Raw genomic sequence first — 21,064 nt, forward strand, 5'->3', positions numbered from 1 at the left:
GGTGCCTTAGCTCAGTTGGTAGAGCAATGGACTGAAAATCCATGTGTCCCTGGTTCGATTCCTGGAGGCACCACAATAAATCCTTACTTAACGGTAAGGATTTTTTTGTTTTAACACCCTCTTATTCTAATACAAAAATATATAGGTTAGCTTACAAATCATAGAATTGCTTTGTGCTTTTCGCCCATTCTTTGACAAAAAAAATCAGATATTTTAAAAACTCCTTGAAATAAAATAAGGTTTTAGAATTATTGTAATAGCGAACACGTCATTACACCAACATTTCAGTAAACACAATTAGCCCGACTTTAGCTTAGAGACACCAAAATATACCTAGCAAATTATATAAAAATCAAATATAGCAAGCAGAAGCACAAATGAAGAAGTCTTGACTTACGCGACAACACTGCAGAGACTAATCCCAAACACGTTCTACTTTATGCTCTGTAAAGTCTTCTATAACTAACTCTTCTTCTGAATTATTCACAATCGTTATCGCCCTAAAAAATTCATTAGGGAAAATTTGATTGGTCATTACATACTGACCGTCATTTATGAAAATTTCTAATGAAGAATGATCTAGTAGAAATACTATTTCAATTGGACCATCTGGTAAACTCGGAATTTTCATTTGCTGAACTCCCGGTGAAAATTTATCACTAAAATCAACATTGCCCGATTTTCTTCGATCTAGGGTAACCAACTTTTTAGTCCTATCAATATCAATACTTAGGCTATCTCCGTTTTTATTCCTAAAATAAATCTGAGCATTTGGAATAGACAAGGTAAATTTTATCTTGCTTTGGTTACCATACTTCAGCGGAATAATTCTTTTTCTAGTAGGTAGAATCTTTATTATACTTTCTGGGTATGCCAAAGCAACATGCTTTTCAAAACCTATTACCGGATAATTAAATAATGATACTTCATCACCAACCTTTCGCAACGTCAACGCTCTTGGTACTGTCATAGCACTACGCCATTTTTCAGTAGGCGTTTCACGGGCATAATCCCAATTACTCATCCAACCAATAAATATGCGTTCATTATTCGGTGTATCGTTATAGGTTACACCTGCATAATTATCTCTACCCAAATCTATCCATTTATGCTCTACTTGTTCTGTGGTAAATGTTGTGCCATCAAAATCTCCTATAAAATATTGTGTACCACTACCTCCATTTGGTGCACCAGGGTTTATGCTAATTAACAACACCCATTTTACCTCATCGGTACCTTCTATTTTTAAAGGAAACAAGTCTGGACATTCCCATACACCACCATGCGCACCGGTTTCTTTACCGAACTCACTTACTTTTTTCCACTCTTTTAAATTGGGTGAATTCCATATTTGCAAATGGTCTCCCGCTACCAGAAGCATTGTCCAAAGCTCAGCTTTATCATTCCAAAAAACTTTGGGATCTCTAAAATCTTTAATTCCCGTATTTTCAATTACAGGGTTGTTCTCAAACTTCGTCCAACTATCACCATTATCTAAACTATAGGCAATACCTTGTGTTTGAAAATCATTTTTTCCAGCTTGTTCACCTGCCATATCATGATAGGTGAAAATTGCCACCATTGCGGGATTATCTTTTGTACCATAGCCCGAAGTATTATTATGATCCACCACAGCGCTACCTGAAAATATGAATCCGTTTTCATCAGGAAATAAAGCAACTGGTTTATGCTTCCAAACCATCATATCTTTACTAACCGCATGTCCCCAATGCATAGGTCCCCAAACCGTACTATCTGGATAATATTGGTAAAAAAGGTGATACACGCTATCTTTATAAACCAATCCGTTAGGGTCATTCATCCATTTTTCTTCTGGTGTAAAATGATATTGTGGTCTATATTTTTCTATATAATACCCCGTTGGAATCTCTTCTTCTTCGATCAACTCTTGCTTTACCTCTTGTTTACAACTGAAATTAAAAATAACACACAGTAATACAAATACTGCTAAACCTTTATTTTGCAAAGTTTTAACCATAAATTCACTTTTATACCGGCACTTCTTAAATGCTAATTATAGTACCTTTGTAGTAATGAAAATACTAAATTATAAGTTATTACTCTGTGTTCTTGCCTTCCTTTCTTTTTCAAATTATAGCTCGGGACAAGACAAAATTTCAAAGGCACTAAACTCTTGGAACCAAGGAACGATACCTTATGCGTATTTTGATAATTTACCCGAAACAGATTCTATCGCATATTTAGATACTAGAGAAAAAGAAGAATTTGAAGTAAGTCACCTTAAAAATGCTATTTGGGTCGGCTATAAAAAGTTCGATGAGAAAAAGGTACTGAAAACGATTACTGACAAATCGCAGCCCATAATCGTTTACTGTTCTATCGGTGTAAGATCAGAAGATATTGGTGAGAAGCTAAAAGAATTGGGGTATACCAAAATTCTAAACTTACATGGTGGTATTTTTGAATGGAAAAATAAAGGTGGTACCGTTTTTAACGACAAAGAAATTGCAACCGATAGCGTTCATGCTTTTAGCAAACATTGGGGCAAGCTTTTACAAGAAGGTATTAAAGTATACTAGTTAGGAGTTAGGAGTTAGGAGTTAGGAGTTAGGAGTTAGGAGTTAGGAAAATTAAAATATTACATTGGCAATACTACAAAACAACAAAGCAGTACGAGACGAAAAAGTCATAGATTTTACCCTCGCAAACTCAAACAATCTTTTACTTATTTTCACTAGAAACCCTGAAATAGGTAAAGGAAAAAGACGCTTAGCCGCTACTGTTGGCGACCAAGCTGCATTTGATATTTATAAATTTTTATTAGCCCATACCGTAGCGATTACCAAGAATTTATATGCAGAAAAAGAGGTGTATTATTCTGAAGAAATTTGGGAAAACGATATTTGGGACAATCAAAAATTTGGTAAAAAATTACAAATCGGCGAAGATTTAGGTGTTCGTATGGCAAATGCCTTTCAACAAGGGTTTCAAAATGAATATCAAAAAATCATTATCATTGGTAGTGACATGCTTGATCTTTCTCAAGAAGATTTAGAAGAAGCATTTAAATCTTTAGAGAAAAACGATTTTGTGGTTGGTCCCGCAAAAGATGGTGGATACTATTTACTTGGGATAAAGAAATTTTTACCAGCACTTTTTAAAAACAAAACATGGGGAACAGAAACCGTTTTAAAGGACACTTTAGCTGATCTTAAAAATGAAACTACTGCCCTTTTAGAAACAAGAAACGATGTAGATTATTACGAGGATATAAAGGATATCGATGCCTTTTCACCCTTTTTAAAACATATAAAATTATGATGAAAGATGAACTTTTAGAATCTGTAGCATACCTTAAAAATAAAGGTTTTGATAAACCTGAAATAGGTATTGTACTAGGTACAGGATTAGGCAAATTAGTTGATAGTGTTGAAGACCCTATTGAAGCTCATTACAATCACATTCCATTTTTTCCATTGGCAACTGTAGAATTTCATAGTGGCAAGTTGGTATACGGTACCATTTCTGGTAAGAAAGTAGTTGTAATGCAAGGTCGTTTTCACTTATATGAAGGCTACGACTTTTTAGATATCACCTACCCTATTCGCGTTATGCACATGCTGGGTATTTCTAAATTATTTATTTCTAATGCTGCCGGTGCAGTAAACCTTGATTATAAAAAGGGAGATATGATGCTGATCGAAGATCATATTAACCTACAAGGTGGTTCTCCATTAGCATTTAAAGGTGTTAGTGATTTTGGCGAGCGTTTTGCAGACATGTCTGAGCCTTACGATTTAGATATGCGTAACAAACTGACCGCTATTGCAAAAGAACTTAACATATCATTGAAAAGCGGAGTGTATGCTTCTGTAGTCGGACCTCAACTAGAGACAAAGGCAGAATACAGAATGATTAAATTAATTGGTGCAGATGCTGTTGGTATGAGTACCGTACCAGAAGTTATCGTTGCCAATCATTTGTCATTACCTATTGTTGCTGTTTCTGTATTAACAGATGAATGTGACCCAGACAATTTAAAGCCTGTAGACATTAGCGAAATCATCGCTATTGCTGAAAAAACAGAGCCGAAAATGGTGCAATTATTTCAAGAATTAATCAAGCAATTGTAAGGTTTAACAGTATTTGGCTACCATAAGTAAGCAAACAGTATTGTATGAGTGCCCACCAGCCAACCATTAGTATTATTATACCGGTTTTGAATGAAGAAAAGTACATTAAAGATGTACTTTTCGCTATTTCAAACAATGCAGGCTCTGACCGCATTAAAGAAATACTAGTGGTTGATGGCGGTAGCACAGACCATACTGCGGAAAATGCCATAAAATATGGCGCATCTGTTGTTAACAGTAAAAAAGGGCGTGCCGCACAAATGAACCATGGGGCAACAAAAGCTACTGGAGATATCCTTTATTTTTTACATGTAGATTCTTTACCTCCAAAAGATTTTGACATTGCTATTCTAAATGAAATTGACCAAGGTTTTGAGGTGGGTTGTTTTCAAATGCGTTTTAATAGCAACAGCCGCTTTTTGAAATTTTTCGCATGGTGTACGCGCATAAATCATCAAATTTGTCGTGGCGGAGATCAGTCATTGTTTATCACCAACAAACTTTTTCACCAACTTAATGGCTTCAATGAAAAATTTGTGATTTACGAAGACAATGAATTCATTCAACGAGTTTACAAAATAAAAACTTTTAAGATTATTTCTTCTGCCGTGACTACATCTGCCAGGCGATATGAAGAACGAGGTATGGTTAAATTACAGTATCATTTTGGCATGATTCATTTAAAATATTATCTAGGTTACAGTCCTTCAGAGCTTTACAAATACTATCAAAAAAATTTACAATAATAAATAAATCCATATCGTTTTATAGATCCAAACCTACTAAGACCATATGACCAATTACTTTAAATTATCAATTCTACTATTAAGTTCTTTTTTAATAATTAGCTGTAGTTCATCTGACAATGATGACGATGTAATCATAACTAAAGAAGAGAATGAAATTACCGCTAATGCCATAATCGCCATTAGCTCCGAACTTGGAGAAAATTCACTGAAATTTGACAAAAAAGTAACAAACAGTAGTGATTCAAAAAGTTTTACTGTTTCAAATACTGGCGACGCCGACCTTGTCATTTCATCAATTACAGCGCCAATTGGATATAGCTTAGATTTGAACAGCGCAACTATTACGCCTAATTCTTCAAAAGACATAACAGTTTACTTCGAACCAACTGAAGTTTCAAGTTATGAAGGTCAAATTGTATTTGAAAGTAATGCCGCAAGCGGAAAAAATACTATAAACTGCTCTGGTGCCGGAGTAAATGAGGTTTTTGAAGGGGCTATATTAACTACCCAACAAGAGGTGAACGATTTTGGAAATATTGGTTATACCGAAGTTACAGAAGGCATAATCATAGGCTCTGAAAGTGGTTCTAGCGAAACAGACATTGTAGATTTAACTCCATTAGTCACATTGACCAAAGTAGCGAATCTGCGTATTAGAAGAAATCCTTTATTATTAAACTTAGATGGTTTAGAAAATGTCAATGTAACTGGTGTTCTTTCTATCTTACAAAATGATGGCTTACTAAATATTGATGCACTTTCTACTATCACAACCCTTTCATCTACTTTGCAAATTGGTTACAACAAGCTTTTAAAAAATATAGATGGTCTATCTAATATCACAACAGCTGCGGTGGTTTTTATAAATGGTAATGATGCTTTAGAAAATATTGATGGTTTAATGAGTTTATCATCTATCGAAACTGATTTAAATGTAAGTCAAAACCCTTTTATAAATAATTTAAATGGGCTAGCTAGTTTGAGAACCGTTAATGGTAATGTTTCTATCGATTATAATTATAGATTAGATAATTACTGCGGTATTAAAGCTTTATTGATAAATGATGGTGTAGGCGGTTATTTTTACGATACCAAATTCAACAAATACAATCCTTATCCTAGTCAAATACTTAATAGTGAATGTCAAAAAGATATACCATTAGGTGTATACCATGGGTATTTATCTATTACTTCACAATCAGCTATGGATTTGTTCAATGAAATGGGCTTTGAGCAAGTTGATGGTGGGCTATATATTGATGGCAGAGAGAATCTTTTATTTGAAACACTTAAATTAGAAAATTTAAGAAGGGTTAATGGCAATTTAACTATAAGAAGAACTAATGAAACAAATTTAAACCAATTGCAAAATCTAATCTACGTAGACGGTTATATCGATATTCGTGAAAATGCTTCGCTGTCAGAATTCTGCGGATTACTACCACTTATTAATAATGCGGCTGGGCTAACTGGCACATTTACTTCTTCTGATAATGAATACAACCCAACGCAACAAGAATTAGAAGAAGGTACTTGTACTCAGTAAACAATATCATTTTGATGGGGAATAGGTTATTCCCCTTCAAAATCTAATAACACGACTTCATTGATTTATTCTGCCAATACCTTGGCAGATATCTTTTTTATGTAAACTTTAATTTTCACTGATTAGACGAATGGAGTTTTAAAATTACCCATTAACGGGTATTGTGGTACGACATTCGCCAATTTACATTTAGCACTGTTAATTTTAAAACCATACCAAAATGAAAACTAAAGTATTACACCTCTTTTTATTACTATCATTTACATTTTTTATTATCAGTTGCAACAAGGACGAAACTAAAGAAACCGAAACTGAACAACAAGAACAACAAGAACAAGAAGAAATAGAAGAGCCCGAAGAGGAGGCAACGGAAGACCTTTCTGTTGTACTTGCGCAAGAACGCGAGTCTGTTTTAAATTCATTAACAAATAATGAGCAAAAAGTATGGAAAATCAGTGAAGCAGTTTTGACCAATAATTCCGGCACATTTGATATTTCGAATAATTTTAACGTTACCGATGATGAACTTGTGTTCACCAACGAAGTTTTTGTCAGTTCAAAAACAGACTTTAACGGTACATTAGAATGGAGACCGGGAAACTTTATAGAAACAGAAGCTACAACACTAGAAGAGACCATGGTAGATTATTATGAATCTCCTTTTAAATCTGCTTTTGACTTTGTTGGCGAAAGCAGTTCAGATTTAGAAAGCCCAGGTTTTACATTTACCTACATAGATGAAAGTAATATAACGGGAACTGTTTTAGGCGAAGGAACATCAACCATCGCAATTACACTTACCCCTAAAACAGCTAATGATTATGCGCAAGTACCGACAGAAGCACTTTCATTTTCCCCTGCTTTTTCATACCCTTCTAATGCCGTTAGTGGCTTCTCCCCGGGGATGATAGGCTCTAACAGTAGTAACAGTATTTTTATCGTGACTAGAGAAGGTCAAATGATAGGTACGGAATTTGTTAATCCAGAGCGAATTACCAGATTTGATAACGAAACTGGCGAACTAACGGATAAATTATTTTTTCAGTCAGATTTTGTATCAAAACAACTTCATATCATAGACAATAAACTAAAGGTAGTCGGTGGTCAATATATAAACACCTATGACCTAGATTTACAGACAGACCCTACCAGTGCTTCATATGATGGACAAATTATATTATCTAGACATGGTTCTGCCGTAATTGACGATGAAATTTTTATTGTTGGTGGATCCCTTGGCGATACACAAAATATTGGTGATGAAATTTATAAATGGGATGATTTAAATTCATCACTTACAACTGAAACCATAATGCCAGAAGCTAGAAGTGGAGCCCGTGCAGAAACCGTACAAAACAAACTATATGTTTTTGGTGGTACAGAAGAGGCCTTTGGTCAAATTGCCAAAAACTCCATTTATATCTATGATTTTGAATCAGGGGAAATTACCACTGAAACCATGCCTTCAGCATTACACTTTACTTATACCGGAAAATATGAAAACCTAATTATCGTAAGCGGTCAAATAAAATCATTTACCGATGATGCCGATGGCGATGGTAATCCTGATGGTTTTTTAACGCAATATGATAATGAACCCTATATAGGCGTTTATAACACGTTAAATAACGAGTTCACTGAATTGACTACCAATTTAACCAGCCCTGAAAATGAAGCTATTCATTCTATGGCCGTGATCAATGGAAAAATATATATTCTTTACGGACAACAAGAAGAAGTGGCTGAAGGAGAATTTCAAAATTGGGATGTTTTAGTAGCAGATTTAAATTAATCACCCTGTATTGCAATTGAAAATTTAAACCATTATCGTTAATTATAACGGTAATGGTTTTCTTTATTCCGAAATTTAAAATCAAAATTATTCCCCTTCAAAATCTAACAACACACCTTCACTGATCCATTTGGCGAGTGCCTGGCGATTGTCTGGATCTAAAATTCTAATCTGATCTTTTTTATTTCTAATATTTCCAATCTCAATGTATGCCATTGCAGGGTGCGTTTTCTTTACTAAATACAGCGATGTTCTATCTTCAAAAGTACCTGAATAGGTTCTATTAGGCTGGTATTTTTTATACTTAGCCCCGAAAGTCTTATGAATGCTTTCCGCTAGTTTTTCCCCGTTTTTACTTTTCTCGTGATGATAAAAGAAGACATCTATGTTTTGATTTTCGCTTCTACTATCTACATGCGTAACAATTAATCGCTGGTATTTTCCTCTATTTTCTTTATAGAGACCATTGACGATATCTACACGTTGTTTTAATCTTGCCAATTGGTTTAGCGGTATTGTTTTATTCAAATAAGCCACTTCATCATGGTCGATTTCAAGAACGAAATCATCTCTAATTCCGTCATTTTCATCTTGTATAATGATATAAACTTCTGCACCATGAGCCAATAGCTCTTTAGCTAGCCGTAAAGTAATATCATAGGCATATTCATCTTCTGCTATCGCCTTACCTGCATAAACGCCCATCGCTCCCGGATCAGGACCACCATGACCTGAAACTAAATAATAAACATTGCCTTCTAACCGTTCGCTTTTAGCAATAACCGTTTTATGCTTCTCTCCAAAAATGTCATAAGAATCACTTTCTAGCTCTTTAATTTCTTTTGACTGCAGTTGTAAAGAATCTACAATTGCCACAGTATCTAATTTTATTCTTGGAAGCACATAAATTCTACCGGCAACGAGATGCACACTATCGCGTAAATCATGATGATTTAGGGCTACAAACTCATCATAAGCTTCATACGGATTAACACCTTGCTTTCTTAACAGAGATAAAATTCCGTCGCCGGGTTCTGCCACAACCGTTTTCAACGAATCTTGCGCAACGCAAAAAACGCTAAAAACCAATAAAAATATAACTGTAAAACTGTTGTGTTTCATGCTATTATTAAACGCAAGGTCTATGCCATACTTTATTTATGACTATCTATTGAAGCACAAAGATTGCTAAAAATATTGACCAATACCAAAGACAATTCCGTTGTCACCGTTTTTTGTGATTCCGTAGCCGTAATCTATCCTAAAAATCGCATTGAAGATTCGTTTATGCATAAATCGGAGTCCGACACCCGGGTAAATTCTAAGATTCTCATTCTTTAATAAATCATCAAATCCGCCTGCGGGATTTCTCCATGTGCCTCCATCTATAAAGACATTTCCTTGAAGTACAAACTTATTTTTATCTATTAAAGTCTGTCGGTATTCTGTATTTAAAACAACCATACCTGTACCTCTATCAATGGTATTACCGACCCCTCTAATATTTAAGTTATTATCTACGGTAAATGGTGCGAACGGACTATCAACATTACTTGCCAAACCCAAACGCAGTCTGTTTGCCCAGTTACCTCGATCGCCTATTCTTTTGAAATACGTAAAATCATTGAACCCGATTAAGAATTCAGGTAAATTGGTATTGGTACTACCCACATATTGCAGATTCAACTGACTTCTGAATCCTTCTAAATAGTGATAGAAATAATCTAAACCGTTATAATCATAAATAAACTTGAACAAATACTTATCTACATTTAGGTTCAATGGCACGCCTGCACTTGTAGCGCCTTCAACATATTCATAATCTTCAGTAAAAAAACTAAAGCCCAGTTCCATCCTATTTTTGAAATTGAATTCATACAACCCCAAGAGTTCAAAGCCGGTATTGCTGTACTTATAATCTGCCGTATCATCTTGAAAAAAAACAGGTTCTAGTGTGGTAAAATCATTATAATTCACAGCAAGCCCAAGCTTATTAGAGAATAGATATGGTGCTCGTACACTTAACCCAAACGAACTATAATTATCATATTGATAAAAAGCACCCAAAGTTATGTTTCGACCAAAAGAATTAAACTCTTGCAACCCAATTCTAAATGCAAAATCATCATTTGAGGAGCTAAATAGATTAGCAAACGGAATTAACGTAAAGTTTTCTTCAATTACATACGCAACCTCGCAAGTTTGATTTGCTAAATTTTCAACCTTGTAATAGGCATGAGAAATAGAGGGTAATCTTTTTAGACGGAGTATGTCTCGATCCATTAGAACAGAATCTAAGACCAAACCTTTTTTTATATCTACAAGATTTTTAATGAAAGATACTTTGGTACGCTTTGCACCCTCAAACTTCAATTCTACCACCTTAACATCTTGCCCTATCATGAAGTAAAAGGCAAACAATAGTATATAAAAAAGAAGTGTTTTTATTTTCATATTTTTTCAAAGACTCCTACTATAACCCAAATGAATCTTTCATCAAGATTTTCAATATAGAACAAAATAATCGCGTAATCAATTATAGTTCAAAAGCATACCTATAAATACCAAAAAAGAGCCTAGTTGTTTTATCAACTAAAGGCTCTTTAAAGGAACACTCAAACTAATATTAAAATATACCGCGCAATCCTAAATTGAAGGTTTGCCCTAGCCCTGTATTATTACCTCGAACAAAATTGGTATACAGCACTTCTAAATTCAATGCATTTGTTAGTTGGTATTTTGCACCACCGCCTAAGGCCGTAAAATCTTGTGTAAAGTTGTTCCCCAAATCTAAACGCTGAGAATGCTGTGCCAATGCCAAAATGGTGAATTTGCTGGATGGAAAATAGCTAAGAAATAAACCCGGACTAAGATTTAAGCTATTATTAGCGAAGCTTTCCTCTTTATCACCAAAACTTAGCTCTGAGTTGATCTCACTAAAAAGCTGCCATTTATCACCTGGAAAAGTATAGTCATAAAAGAATCTATTTTGCCAGATGTATCCCTTTTGATCCAAAAATACTCCGTTCTCCGTTTCATTATCCACCAACGGAATAAAGAATGAACTCTGAATAGAAAAATTACTAACAGAAGCAATAGGCACAAACTTTACCGATGGCGCTATCGATGTTAGACCTGATCTGGCGGTGTTGTTTTCCCCATCGAATTTAAATACGTCTAAGGCACTTCTATCTCCAACTACGTTTGACCTGAATTCCAGAATGGCACCTACATTCCATCTTTTGTTAGTACCAACACCGGTATACCCTTCAATGGTAGACGTAAAAAATGTTTGTCTTGGCTCTTTACCTTCCGTAAATGTACTTTCAGTTTGCGTATATAGATTATTGAACCATTTGATATCGTACTGCCCTTTGCCTACTAATTTCGAAGGTGTGTACTGCTGTATATTACTTTTCTGTTGCAAACTATCTTGACTGTACCCTTTAAAAAAGGCACAAATAGCCACTGTAAGAAATAAATTTCTAGTTATAATACTCATAATAAGTTTTTTAGGTTTTGTTAATTATTTAGCTTCGTTCAAAGACCAGTCGTAAGGGTAATAAGAAACCTTTGCATTTTCTGGTAATTGCTCTTTTCTATAGGTATTGATAAAATCCACTGTACTTCCTTTTTGTTCAAAATCTCCTTTGTACCACTCGAACAATTGTGAAATCTGAGCTTTATTCTTATTCACTCTAATAAAATTAGGATTGTTCAATGCTAAAACTGTCTGCTTCTGTAACTGACTTTCTAGAGTAGCTGGCTTATATGCCGTATTTATAATTGGTGGACAGCCCAAACCTGCACATACCAATACAAAATGGAATCTTGCCTCTGTCGGAAACTGTGCTCTTAGCAAATCATTCTCTATTCCGTTTAAGGTTGTTGATTTTCCACCAATCTCATGTTTTGTTTTATCGAAAAATCCAGATACATCTAAAGGCGATTTTAATGGATAATTCTTAACAATGCCATCTATAACAAGTAGATTATAAGCATTGACCCAAAAAGCTTGGTAGGTAGCAGCGTCAGATTTAGATACTGCAATACTTTTCGCTGATGCCAATACCGCATTCAACGCTTCAGGATTCTTTTTTATCGCTGCATATTTCACTTTACCGTCAACTACATTGGTTTTAAAAAAGCTATCGCTCTTACTAAAAAAGGTGGCTACATCTTGTGCAGATATGTTAGTTACTATTAAAAGAAAAAATAGTGTCTGTAGTAAAGTTCTTTTCATGATATTCGAAATTTAAATTCGCTTTTGAGTTTGTTTAGGTCGTGGCTTTTTTCAAAAACATACACTTCCTAAAAAAATAATTTATTTTATTTAAAATTTTTAAGCCAATTAATCACTGATTTACTGCATGTTACAAATCCGTTTTAAGAAGATTAAAACGCAAACTACGTTTAAAAGTATCACAGAAGTATAACAAGTTTATAATCTTTCTAAATAAAAAGTAGGCTGTTAAGTTCTTACCTTTAATACCGACACAACCATCAACAAAAGCATTTTATGGATCATATTGTAATTATTGGTAATGGCATATCCGGAGTCACCTTAGCTAGACATATACGAAAGCTATCAGACAAAAAAATCACCATTATTTCTGCAGAAAGTGATTATTTCTTCTCCCGTACCGCATTAATGTATATTTATATGGGTCACATGAAATTTGAACATACACAGCCTTACGAAAATTGGTTTTGGAAGAAAAATAGGATCGACCTCGTAAACGGATTTGTAGAAAAAGTGGAAACAGATGCAAAAAAGCTAATCTTAAAAGGTGGTTCTTCTATTTCATATGATAAGCTAATTATAGCAACGGGTTCAAAACCCAATAAATTTGGTTGGCCCGGGCAAGATTTAGACGGTGTACAAGGGTTGTACTCTAAGCAAGATCTTGAAATGCTTGAGGTAAATGCCCCTAATAATAAGGTATGCAACCGTGCGGTTATCGTAGGCGGCGGACTCATTGGTATTGAGATGGCAGAAATGTTACGCTCTCGTGATATACCGGTAACATTCTTGGTTCGTGAAAAAAGTTTTTGGAACGGAGTACTACCCGCCGGAGAATCTGCTATGGTAAACGAACATATTTTAGAACACCATATAGACCTACGACTAGATACCAACCTAGATAAAATTCTTGCCGATGAAAATGGGCGTGCAAAAGCAGTAGTTACTGACAAAGGTGAAACTATTGCATGTAATGTCGTTGGTTTGACCGCAGGTGTTACGCCTAACATTGATTTTCTAAAAGACTCAGGTATCGAACTTGGTAGAGGTGTTAAGGTAAACCGACTATTAGAGACCAATGTAAAAGATGTATATGCCATTGGCGATTGCGCAGAGCAGCATGAAGGTATTGGTAGTAGAAGACCTATAGAGGCAGTTTGGTACACGGGCAGAATGATGGGCGAAGCATTGGCACAAACCATTTGCGGTAATGAAAGGGAATACAACCCGGGACATTGGTTCAACTCCGCTAAATTTTTAGATGTGGAATACCAAACCTACGGATGGGTTTTTAGCGAACGAAATAAAAAAGATACCGAACAACATTTTCATTGGCGCCACCCAGAAGAGAAGGTATGTATTACAGTAGCCTTTGATAAAGATAGCCACAAATTTTTAGGCATCAACACCTTTGGGATTCGAATGCGACATGAGATTTTTGATCAATGGCTGACCGAAAATAAAGATATGGATCATGTCATGACCTATTTAAAAGATGCCAATTTTGATCCTGAGTTCTACAAGCTCTATGAAGATGAAATTGTCGCTAAATACAATGCTGATTTCAATAAGAACATCAGCCTGAAGAAAAAAAGCTGGAAACGTATTTTCAGTATAGCCTAACTAAATAACAACACAAACAACACCTACTATGGGTAATTTTGACAGAAGTATGTCACTTGCGGGAGAACCGCCTAAAGCTTTAAACACAGGTCAAAAACTGGCAGTGCTAACAGGAATGATCGGTATGGGCATTCTTATTTTACAATTGTTCAATTTAAAATTGGGTAATACCGCACTATGGTTAACGGTTTCTATTGTTGCCATTTTTGCGGGAATCATCTGGTTTTCTCAAGCTGCTTATGCACACAAGCACAAGGGAATTAAAAATGATGGTATTTGGTTTAAATCTATTTCTAGCCGTGGTGTACTTGCATGGATGGCAGGTATTGCCTTAACCGGTTTTTACATTGTACTCTATTTTTATCCAGAGTATTTAGGTCTGGTAAAAGATGGCGATAATACGGGCTTAATTGCCTTATTCGACCCATTAAGCAAAGGGCTAAGCGGAAACCCTGCCAGCCAGTGGTTTGTTTACGGTACTATGTATACTGTTGCTATTTTGGCTTTTGGCGCAAAATTCATTTGGAAATATCGCCATAATAAATACGAGCAATTAAGAACGGTCAGTGTCATGTTCTTCCAAACCGCATTCGCTTTTTTCATTCCTGAAATTATGGCGCGCTTAAATGGCGACTTACCCTACTATGACCTTAAAAACATGTGGCCATTAAATTATTACAACTTTGAACGTTACCGTATTAATGGCTTTATAGATTCTGGTAGTGTAGGTATGACGATGTTGTTTTTTGGTATCATTTCTATCTTTGTCATCTCTCCTTTTTTAACCTATAAATACGGTAAACGCTGGTATTGCTCTTGGGTTTGTGGTTGTGGTGGCTTGGCTGAAACTGCCGGCGATTCTTTTCGTCAGCTTAGTGATAAATCTAAATTTGCTTGGAAAGTTGAGCGTTGGGTAGTACACAGTGTTGTAGTATTCGTAACCTTAATGACTACAGCAGTAATTTACTCGTATTTAGGAAATGACACAAGCAAATACTGGTTAACAAAAACAATGTTCATCTCAGGAGTTGCTGTTATTTTGACTGCAATATTCGCCTGGGTAATGATCTACAAAAGAGAAGAACTGGCGAAAGATGCCAAATATGGCGCTATTGGCTATTTTACCATTATCGCTGTATTAATAGGTATGCACTTTTTTAGTGATTCAGCAAACATATTCATCTTCAAAGCAGAAACATTACGTACAACGTACAGCTTTTTAATTGGTAGTATTTTCTCTGGAGTTATAGGAACAGGATTCTACCCTATTTTAGGTAATCGTGTTTGGTGTAGATTCGGGTGCCCAATGGCAGCGATGTTAGGTTTTCAACAACGCATGTTCTCTAAATTTAGAATTACGACCAATGGTGGTCAATGTATTTCTTGTGGTAACTGCTCTACCTATTGTGAAATGGGTATCGATGTACGTGCTTATGCTCAAAAAGGTGAAAACATTGTACGTTCTAGTTGTGTAGGCTGTGGTATTTGTTCTGCGGTTTGCCCAAGGGGAGTTTTAAAATTAGAAAACGGACCAGAAAAAGGACGTATCAATTCTCAAGATGTTTTATTAGGCAACGATGTTGATTTAATGGATTTAGTGAATAATAAATAGATTTATCTTATAATAATGCCATGCCTTAAAGCGCGGTGCAAGTTTTAATCTTGCTTACCAATACTTTACAATCTTAAAAAGGTCTTGAAAGACTAGTTTTCACTAATCTTTCATGATCTTTACAACCTATGAACACCAACTCGAATATTTAATGAATCGGTTTTTATTCTTACTTCTTCTATCTCTTTCCGTTTATTCGCAAACGGAACTTAATTATCCTGAGGTTGTTTATGGCAAAGAAAACATCAGTGCCAGTTGGGTTAGCCACCCAGATATAAAAGGTGGTGAAGACACAGCGGTTTTGTTTCGTAATACATTTAATGTTGCCGATGGAAAGGCAGATTTTATCATCAATATTTCTGCAGACAACCACTACTTTCTTTATGTAAACGATGAGTTTATTACCCACGGACCGCAATTGAGCGATATCCAGCATTATAAATATGAAACCTTAAACTTAAAAGATTACCTGAATCCGGGCAAGAACGTTATCGCCGTTAAGGTCATCAATTTTGGGAAAAGAAGGTTTTTGGGCATGCAATCTATATTTACCAGTTTAATGGTCAACGGTGTTACAGATAATGCTAAAATTATTAATACTAGCGGTTTTGATGATAAATGGCTAAGCACCATTGATCAATCTTACAAAGCGAATGAAGTTGTTTGGAGAGGTGATGGAGAAAAGGCAATCGTTGGCGGCTTTTATGCCAACAACCCTACCGATATTGTTGACATGAACCACTACCCTACTCATTGGGAAACTTTAGATTTTGATGATCAAGATTGGAAAAAAGTTGAGTTCTTCGAGAATGCCAGTAGTATGGGCGGATCTATTGCTTATTTATTAGAACCTCGTAATTTACCTTTGCTTTCATGGGATGAGGAAAGAATTGCAAGTATTGTTCGTTCTTCTACGCCACTTACCACAGAATTCCCGGTGTTGGGTACTTTGACACTAGCCCCGAACACAACAACTACTTTTCTATTAGATCAACAATACGTTACTAACGGATTCCCAGAATTAGTCTTCAGCAAAGGAAAATCATCAATAATTACTATTAAGTATGCTGAGAACCTTTTCGGTGCCAACAATGAAAAAGGAGATCGAAACAACTTAGAGAATAAAAAGCTATTAGGCTACTACGACGAAATTATTTCTAACGGAAAAAATGTACAGAAATTCATTCCGAATTGGATGCGTACGTTTCGGTTTATTGAGTTTAAAATTGAAACTAAAGACCAAGAACTTGTGCTGGAAAATTTCGTAAACCATAGATCAAGAACAACTATTCCTTCAATTGCAAAATTCTCTTCAGATGACGATATGTACAATGACATTTTCGAAATTTGTAAGCGTACTATTGATATTTGTACACAAGATTACTTTTTAAGTGATGCCTATTACGAAACCATGCAATATGTAGGCGACACTAAAATACAAGGCTTAATTTGGGAAGCTTTAAGCGGTAATGCCGAACATACCAAAAATGCGATTCGCCAATTTGATCATTCTAGAGATTCTGACGGTAATATTTTAGGTGCTTACCCACTGAGATCTACTTTTATATACCCGACCTATTCTTTAGTGTGGGTAGATATGATTGCCGATCAGTACAACACCTCTGGCGATAAAGAATTTATACACACCTATAAAGATGGTATTATTAATACCCTTGCCGGATTTGAAAAAAACATGAACGACCTTAATTTGGTCAACAAAACACCATACCGTTATTTTATAGATTGGTATACCGGACCGAATAACGGAAGCGGAACGGCTACTAAAAATGACGGACTCAACTCTGCCGTGGTTAGTTTACATTATTTGCATGCGCTACAAAACGCTTCTCGCCTTTTCAGTGAAATTGGAGATAAGCAAACCGCTAGCGTTTATAAAAACCGTGCTAACGAAATTATTACATCGGTATACGAATTGTGTTATGATGCCGATAGAAGTCTTTTTGCCGAAAGACCAGACAAAACCATTTACGATCAACATACCAATATCATGGCGATATTGACCGATGCTATACCAGAAAATGAGCAGCGCGCACTTTTAGATAAAATTCTTAACGAAGAAGATTTATTACAAGCCACTTACTATTACCGTTTTTATCTTTTTGAAGCGATAAAAAAAGTAGGCGCTCCTGAATTATTCGATGTTGCCCAAAAACCTTGGGAGCAAATGATCAATGAGAACATGACCACCACTTTAGAGCGTTTTGAAAGTGTAGAGAAACCAACAAGATCAGAGGTACACCCGTGGAGTGCATCGCCTGCATATTTTTATTTTAATTATTTGGCAGGCATCCAATCTGTAAAGAATGATTTTGAAGAGGTAGAAATTGCTCCGGCATTCGGCAAACTAAATGAAATAGCAGGTTTGCTTCCTACATCAAAAGGGAATATTGAATTTAAACTGAAAAGAAACAAGCATAAATTATCCGCTGAAATAACCCTTCCTACAACCATAAAAGGAAAGGTAATTTGGCAAGGATCTGTGGTTGAACTAAAACCTGGAAAGAATACATATACCCTAAAAAGCGCTAAATAACATAGCATTTTCGGTGTCTGTTTCGATACAGCAATAAACTTGAAATATTAAAAAAATGAAGCTATTTAAACTCTTTTACGCCGCACTTATTTGCTTAGGATTGTTAGCTTTTATAAATCCTGAAGACAAACGCTATGAACGTACCTATTACGATGACGGAACCTTAGAAAGTGAAGGCTGGATTCGCTATAGTACAAAAACGGATTATTGGACTTTCTACCACCCAAACGGTTACAAATCTGAGCAAGGTTTTTACGCATATGGCAAGAAAGAGAAATATTGGTTCTTTTTTAGCGAAGACCGTATTAGAACCAAAGAGGGAAAATTCGTAGAAAATAAAGAAATAGGTTGGTGGTTGTTTTATGACAAAAAGGGTCGCGTAAACCACAAATGCCAGTTAACAAAAGGAATTAAAGACGGATATTGCCTAAAATACAAGGACACAAAATTGATATCTGCAGAGAAATATAGCAAGGGCGAAAAAGTAAAAGAATGGACATCTTTTCGCGCTTTCACCAGTGAAAATAGTTTATCAGATTTAAAATAATGACAGACATTAAAGTAATTATACCAGCTTTTAACGAAGCAGATTCCATTGCACATGTCATCAACGAAATACCAAAATCGGTATCTGAGGTAATCGTTGTGAACAATAATTCTACAGACGATACCGTAAAAAATGCAGAAGCTGCAGGGGCTACAGTACTTACCGAGACTAGAAAAGGATATGGTTATGCCTGCCTTAAAGGTTTAGATTATGTGGCATCGACATCTAAAAAACCCGACATAATCGTATTTATTGACGGAGACTATTCTGATTACCCAGAGGAACTGGATAAGATAGTTGCCCCTATTTTAGAAAATGACATTGATTTTGTGGTCGGTGCCAGAACAAAAAGCTTGCGAGAAGAAGGTTCGATGACGCCGCAACAGATTTTTGGCAACTGGCTGGCGACTTTTTTAATGCGATTGTTTTTTGGCGCAAAATTTACAGATTTAGGTCCATTCAGAGCTATTAAATACGAAAAGCTCAAAGAATTGAACATGGAAGACAAAACTTATGGATGGACGGTTGAAATGCAACTAAAAGTTCTTAAGAAAAAAATGACATATACCGAAGTACCAGTGCGTTACAAACGAAGAATTGGCATCTCAAAAGTATCAGGAACCGTAAAAGGTAGTATATTTGCAGGCATAAAAATTTTGGGGTGGATCTTCAAATACAGCATTAAATAATATGGAACTAGCTTTAGCTTATTTTATCATCGTAATTTATAGTATTTCATTACTATTAATTTTCTTTTATAGCTTAGCCCAATTAAACCTGTTAATCAACTACTTATCTAATAAAAGACAAGATCAGACAGCTCAGAAATTTAATTTACTAGACCCTAAAGAAATTCCGTTCGTAACCATTCAACTTCCTGTATTTAACGAGGAGTATGTAATGGATCGTTTATTGGAAAACATCGCAAAAATAGAATACCCTAAAAGTAAATTAGAGATTCAGGTTTTAGATGACTCAACAGATGACACCGTAAGTACTACAGCTACCACTGTTGCAAAATTGCAAGAGACCGGTTTAGATATTCAACATATTACAAGAACAGATCGCTCTGGTTTTAAAGCCGGTGCTTTAAAAGAAGGACTAAAAGTAGCAAAAGGTGAGTTCATAGCTATTTTTGATGCCGATTTTTTACCGGCTTCAGATTGGTTGAAGAAAACTGTTATCTATTTTAAAGATGAGGAAATTGGTGTGGTACAAACCCGTTGGGGTCACTTGAACCGCGATTATTCTACACTAACAAAAATACAGGCTTTTGCCTTAGATGCGCACTTTACCCTAGAGCAAGTTGGACGTAACAGCAAAGGGCATTTTATCAACTTTAACGGAACCGCGGGTATTTGGCGTAAAGAGTGTATTATCGATGCCGGTAACTGGGAAGGTGATACGCTTACCGAAGATTTAGATCTAAGCTACCGCGCACAGTTAAAAAACTGGAAATTCAAGTATTTAGAAAACGTAGAGACTCCTGCTGAGTTACCTGTAGTTATAAGTGCCGCACGTTCGCAACAGTTTCGTTGGAACAAAGGTGGTGCCGAGAACTTTAGAAAAACTGTATGGAGCGTTATAACTGCAAAAAATATTTCTTTTAAAACAAAGTTTCACGGGGTAATGCACCTATTGAACAGCTCTATGTTCTTGTGCGTGTTCTTGGTAGCCATATTAAGTATACCATCGCTATATATAAAGAATACCTATGGTCATTTAGACTGGGTTTTCTCTCTATTAAGTCTGTTCACCGTAAGCACGATTATATTATTTGTTTGCTATTGGTTTACGTATAAGAGTATACAGGGTAGCGGCTTTAACAACTTTGTAGATTACATACGTATCTTCTTCACCTTTTTTTCTGTGGCATTAGGTTTCTCTTTACACAATACCATTGCCGTTTTAGAAGGACATATGGGCAAACGAAGTGAATTTGTACGTACTCCAAAATTCAACATTAGCACCTTAAAGCAAAGTTGGAAGGGTAATAAGTACCTGGCTAAAAAATTATCGCCTAACATGATTTTGGAATTTGCCTTAATGGTCTACTTCATGTTTGGTATGTACAGCGCAATACCATTAAATGATTTCGGACTGTTTCCGTTTCACTTTATGTTATTCTTGGGCTTTGGGTTTGTATTCTTTAAATCATTGACCTCAAGAGCTTAAAACAGCTTTAAATAAGATATTAAAAAGGGATTGCCATTGGCTATCCCTTTTTTGTTTTAATTCATCTCATTTGTTTAACTTTCACATAAAATAGGAATAAGATTACTA

General features: G+C 35.5%; 17 protein-coding genes and 1 tRNA gene. 13 read left to right on the forward strand and 5 right to left on the reverse strand.

Features of this window, described 5'->3' with window-relative positions; all coding sequences use genetic code 11:
• Positions 1–73 (forward strand) — tRNA-Phe (locus CLV90_RS14340).
• A gap of 342 nt (positions 74–415) precedes the next feature.
• Here the strand turns inward: CLV90_RS14340 and CLV90_RS14345 are convergent.
• Positions 416–1,999, reverse strand: coding sequence for a glycoside hydrolase family 32 protein (locus CLV90_RS14345; protein WP_243835452.1), 1,584 nt, complete (start codon positions 1,997–1,999; stop codon positions 416–418).
• Positions 2,000–2,054: 55 nt separating this feature from the next.
• Between CLV90_RS14345 and CLV90_RS14350 the strand changes: the two genes are divergently transcribed.
• From CLV90_RS14350 to CLV90_RS14375, 6 genes are all read left to right on the forward strand, one after another.
• Complete coding sequence (locus CLV90_RS14350; RefSeq protein ID WP_133688195.1) at positions 2,055–2,561, forward strand: rhodanese-like domain-containing protein; 507 nt, start codon at positions 2,055–2,057, stop codon at positions 2,559–2,561.
• Positions 2,562–2,631: 70 nt separating this feature from the next.
• Positions 2,632–3,303 carry a TIGR04282 family arsenosugar biosynthesis glycosyltransferase gene (locus tag CLV90_RS14355; RefSeq protein ID WP_243835463.1) on the forward strand — a complete coding sequence of 224 codons (672 nt, stop codon included), beginning with the start codon at positions 2,632–2,634 and terminating at the stop codon, positions 3,301–3,303.
• The gene (locus tag CLV90_RS14360; protein WP_133688196.1) at positions 3,300–4,115 is read left to right on the forward strand and encodes a purine-nucleoside phosphorylase; all 816 of its coding nucleotides are present in this window, start codon (positions 3,300–3,302) and stop codon (positions 4,113–4,115) included. Before CLV90_RS14355 ends, CLV90_RS14360 begins: the two co-directional genes overlap by 4 nt.
• Positions 4,116–4,159: 44 nt before the next feature.
• On the forward strand, positions 4,160–4,861 hold the full coding sequence (locus tag CLV90_RS14365) for a TIGR04283 family arsenosugar biosynthesis glycosyltransferase (RefSeq protein ID WP_133688197.1): 702 nt from the start codon (positions 4,160–4,162) through the stop codon (positions 4,859–4,861).
• Positions 4,862–4,907: 46 nt separating this feature from the next.
• Positions 4,908–6,410 (forward strand): Ig-like domain-containing protein, encoded by a 1,503-nt coding sequence (locus tag CLV90_RS14370; RefSeq protein WP_133688198.1) that lies wholly within the window; start codon positions 4,908–4,910, stop codon positions 6,408–6,410.
• Between the two features lie 220 nt (positions 6,411–6,630).
• Positions 6,631–8,202 carry a Kelch repeat-containing protein gene (locus CLV90_RS14375; RefSeq protein WP_133688199.1) on the forward strand — a complete coding sequence of 524 codons (1,572 nt, stop codon included), beginning with the start codon at positions 6,631–6,633 and terminating at the stop codon, positions 8,200–8,202.
• An 87-nt stretch (positions 8,203–8,289) separates the two neighbouring features.
• Here the strand turns inward: CLV90_RS14375 and CLV90_RS14380 are convergent, their stop codons facing one another.
• From CLV90_RS14380 to CLV90_RS14395, 4 genes are all read right to left on the reverse strand, one after another.
• Positions 8,290–9,324, reverse strand: a complete 1,035-nt coding sequence (locus tag CLV90_RS14380; protein WP_133688200.1) for an N-acetylmuramoyl-L-alanine amidase family protein — start codon at positions 9,322–9,324, stop codon at positions 8,290–8,292.
• A 66-nt stretch (positions 9,325–9,390) separates the two neighbouring features.
• On the reverse strand, positions 9,391–10,656 hold the full coding sequence (locus CLV90_RS14385) for a BamA/TamA family outer membrane protein (RefSeq protein WP_133688201.1): 1,266 nt from the start codon (positions 10,654–10,656) through the stop codon (positions 9,391–9,393).
• A gap of 172 nt (positions 10,657–10,828) precedes the next feature.
• Positions 10,829–11,704, reverse strand: coding sequence for a hypothetical protein (locus CLV90_RS14390; protein ID WP_208295134.1), 876 nt, complete (start codon positions 11,702–11,704; stop codon positions 10,829–10,831).
• A gap of 24 nt (positions 11,705–11,728) precedes the next feature.
• Positions 11,729–12,445: a DUF547 domain-containing protein gene (locus CLV90_RS14395; RefSeq protein WP_133688202.1), complete on the reverse strand. Its 717-nt coding sequence runs from the start codon at positions 12,443–12,445 to the stop codon at positions 11,729–11,731.
• 276 nt (positions 12,446–12,721) lie between these two features.
• Here CLV90_RS14395 and CLV90_RS14400 point away from each other — a divergent pair, with 276 nt between their 5' ends.
• From CLV90_RS14400 to CLV90_RS14425, 6 genes are all read left to right on the forward strand, one after another.
• Complete coding sequence (locus CLV90_RS14400; RefSeq protein ID WP_133688203.1) at positions 12,722–14,068, forward strand: NAD(P)/FAD-dependent oxidoreductase; 1,347 nt, start codon at positions 12,722–12,724, stop codon at positions 14,066–14,068.
• A gap of 28 nt (positions 14,069–14,096) precedes the next feature.
• Positions 14,097–15,680 carry a 4Fe-4S binding protein gene (locus CLV90_RS14405; protein WP_133688204.1) on the forward strand — a complete coding sequence of 528 codons (1,584 nt, stop codon included), beginning with the start codon at positions 14,097–14,099 and terminating at the stop codon, positions 15,678–15,680.
• 151 nt (positions 15,681–15,831) lie between these two features.
• Positions 15,832–18,234, forward strand: a complete 2,403-nt coding sequence (locus tag CLV90_RS14410; protein ID WP_166638595.1) for an alpha-L-rhamnosidase-related protein — start codon at positions 15,832–15,834, stop codon at positions 18,232–18,234.
• A 55-nt stretch (positions 18,235–18,289) separates the two neighbouring features.
• Complete coding sequence (locus CLV90_RS14415) at positions 18,290–18,781, forward strand: toxin-antitoxin system YwqK family antitoxin (protein WP_243835454.1); 492 nt, start codon at positions 18,290–18,292, stop codon at positions 18,779–18,781.
• Positions 18,781–19,470: a glycosyltransferase family 2 protein gene (locus CLV90_RS14420; RefSeq protein ID WP_133688206.1), complete on the forward strand. Its 690-nt coding sequence runs from the start codon at positions 18,781–18,783 to the stop codon at positions 19,468–19,470. Before CLV90_RS14415 ends, CLV90_RS14420 begins: the two co-directional genes overlap by 1 nt.
• A 1-nt stretch (position 19,471) precedes the next feature.
• Complete coding sequence (locus tag CLV90_RS14425) at positions 19,472–20,956, forward strand: cellulose synthase family protein (RefSeq protein WP_133688207.1); 1,485 nt, start codon at positions 19,472–19,474, stop codon at positions 20,954–20,956.
• The last annotated feature ends 108 nt before the right edge of the window (positions 20,957–21,064 follow it).

The sequence above is a fragment of the Maribacter spongiicola genome (assembly GCF_004364165.1).
Lineage (GTDB): Bacteria > Bacteroidota > Bacteroidia > Flavobacteriales > Flavobacteriaceae > Maribacter > Maribacter spongiicola.

Coding starts and splice junctions, on each gene's coding strand:
- CLV90_RS14345 (WP_243835452.1), bottom strand. CDS start 1,999: ATGGTTAAAACTTTGCAAAATAAAGGTTTAGCAGTATTTGTATTACTG.
- CLV90_RS14350 (WP_133688195.1), top strand. CDS start 2,055: ATGAAAATACTAAATTATAAGTTATTACTCTGTGTTCTTGCCTTCCTT.
- CLV90_RS14360 (WP_133688196.1), top strand. CDS start 3,300: ATGATGAAAGATGAACTTTTAGAATCTGTAGCATACCTTAAAAATAAA.
- CLV90_RS14365 (WP_133688197.1), top strand. CDS start 4,160: ATGAGTGCCCACCAGCCAACCATTAGTATTATTATACCGGTTTTGAAT.
- CLV90_RS14370 (WP_133688198.1), top strand. CDS start 4,908: ATGACCAATTACTTTAAATTATCAATTCTACTATTAAGTTCTTTTTTA.
- CLV90_RS14375 (WP_133688199.1), top strand. CDS start 6,631: ATGAAAACTAAAGTATTACACCTCTTTTTATTACTATCATTTACATTT.
- CLV90_RS14380 (WP_133688200.1), bottom strand. CDS start 9,324: ATGAAACACAACAGTTTTACAGTTATATTTTTATTGGTTTTTAGCGTT.
- CLV90_RS14385 (WP_133688201.1), bottom strand. CDS start 10,656: ATGAAAATAAAAACACTTCTTTTTTATATACTATTGTTTGCCTTTTAC.
- CLV90_RS14390 (WP_208295134.1), bottom strand. CDS start 11,704: ATGAGTATTATAACTAGAAATTTATTTCTTACAGTGGCTATTTGTGCC.
- CLV90_RS14395 (WP_133688202.1), bottom strand. CDS start 12,445: ATGAAAAGAACTTTACTACAGACACTATTTTTTCTTTTAATAGTAACT.
- CLV90_RS14400 (WP_133688203.1), top strand. CDS start 12,722: ATGGATCATATTGTAATTATTGGTAATGGCATATCCGGAGTCACCTTA.
- CLV90_RS14405 (WP_133688204.1), top strand. CDS start 14,097: ATGGGTAATTTTGACAGAAGTATGTCACTTGCGGGAGAACCGCCTAAA.
- CLV90_RS14410 (WP_166638595.1), top strand. CDS start 15,832: ATGAATCGGTTTTTATTCTTACTTCTTCTATCTCTTTCCGTTTATTCG.
- CLV90_RS14415 (WP_243835454.1), top strand. CDS start 18,290: ATGAAGCTATTTAAACTCTTTTACGCCGCACTTATTTGCTTAGGATTG.
- CLV90_RS14420 (WP_133688206.1), top strand. CDS start 18,781: ATGACAGACATTAAAGTAATTATACCAGCTTTTAACGAAGCAGATTCC.
- CLV90_RS14425 (WP_133688207.1), top strand. CDS start 19,472: ATGGAACTAGCTTTAGCTTATTTTATCATCGTAATTTATAGTATTTCA.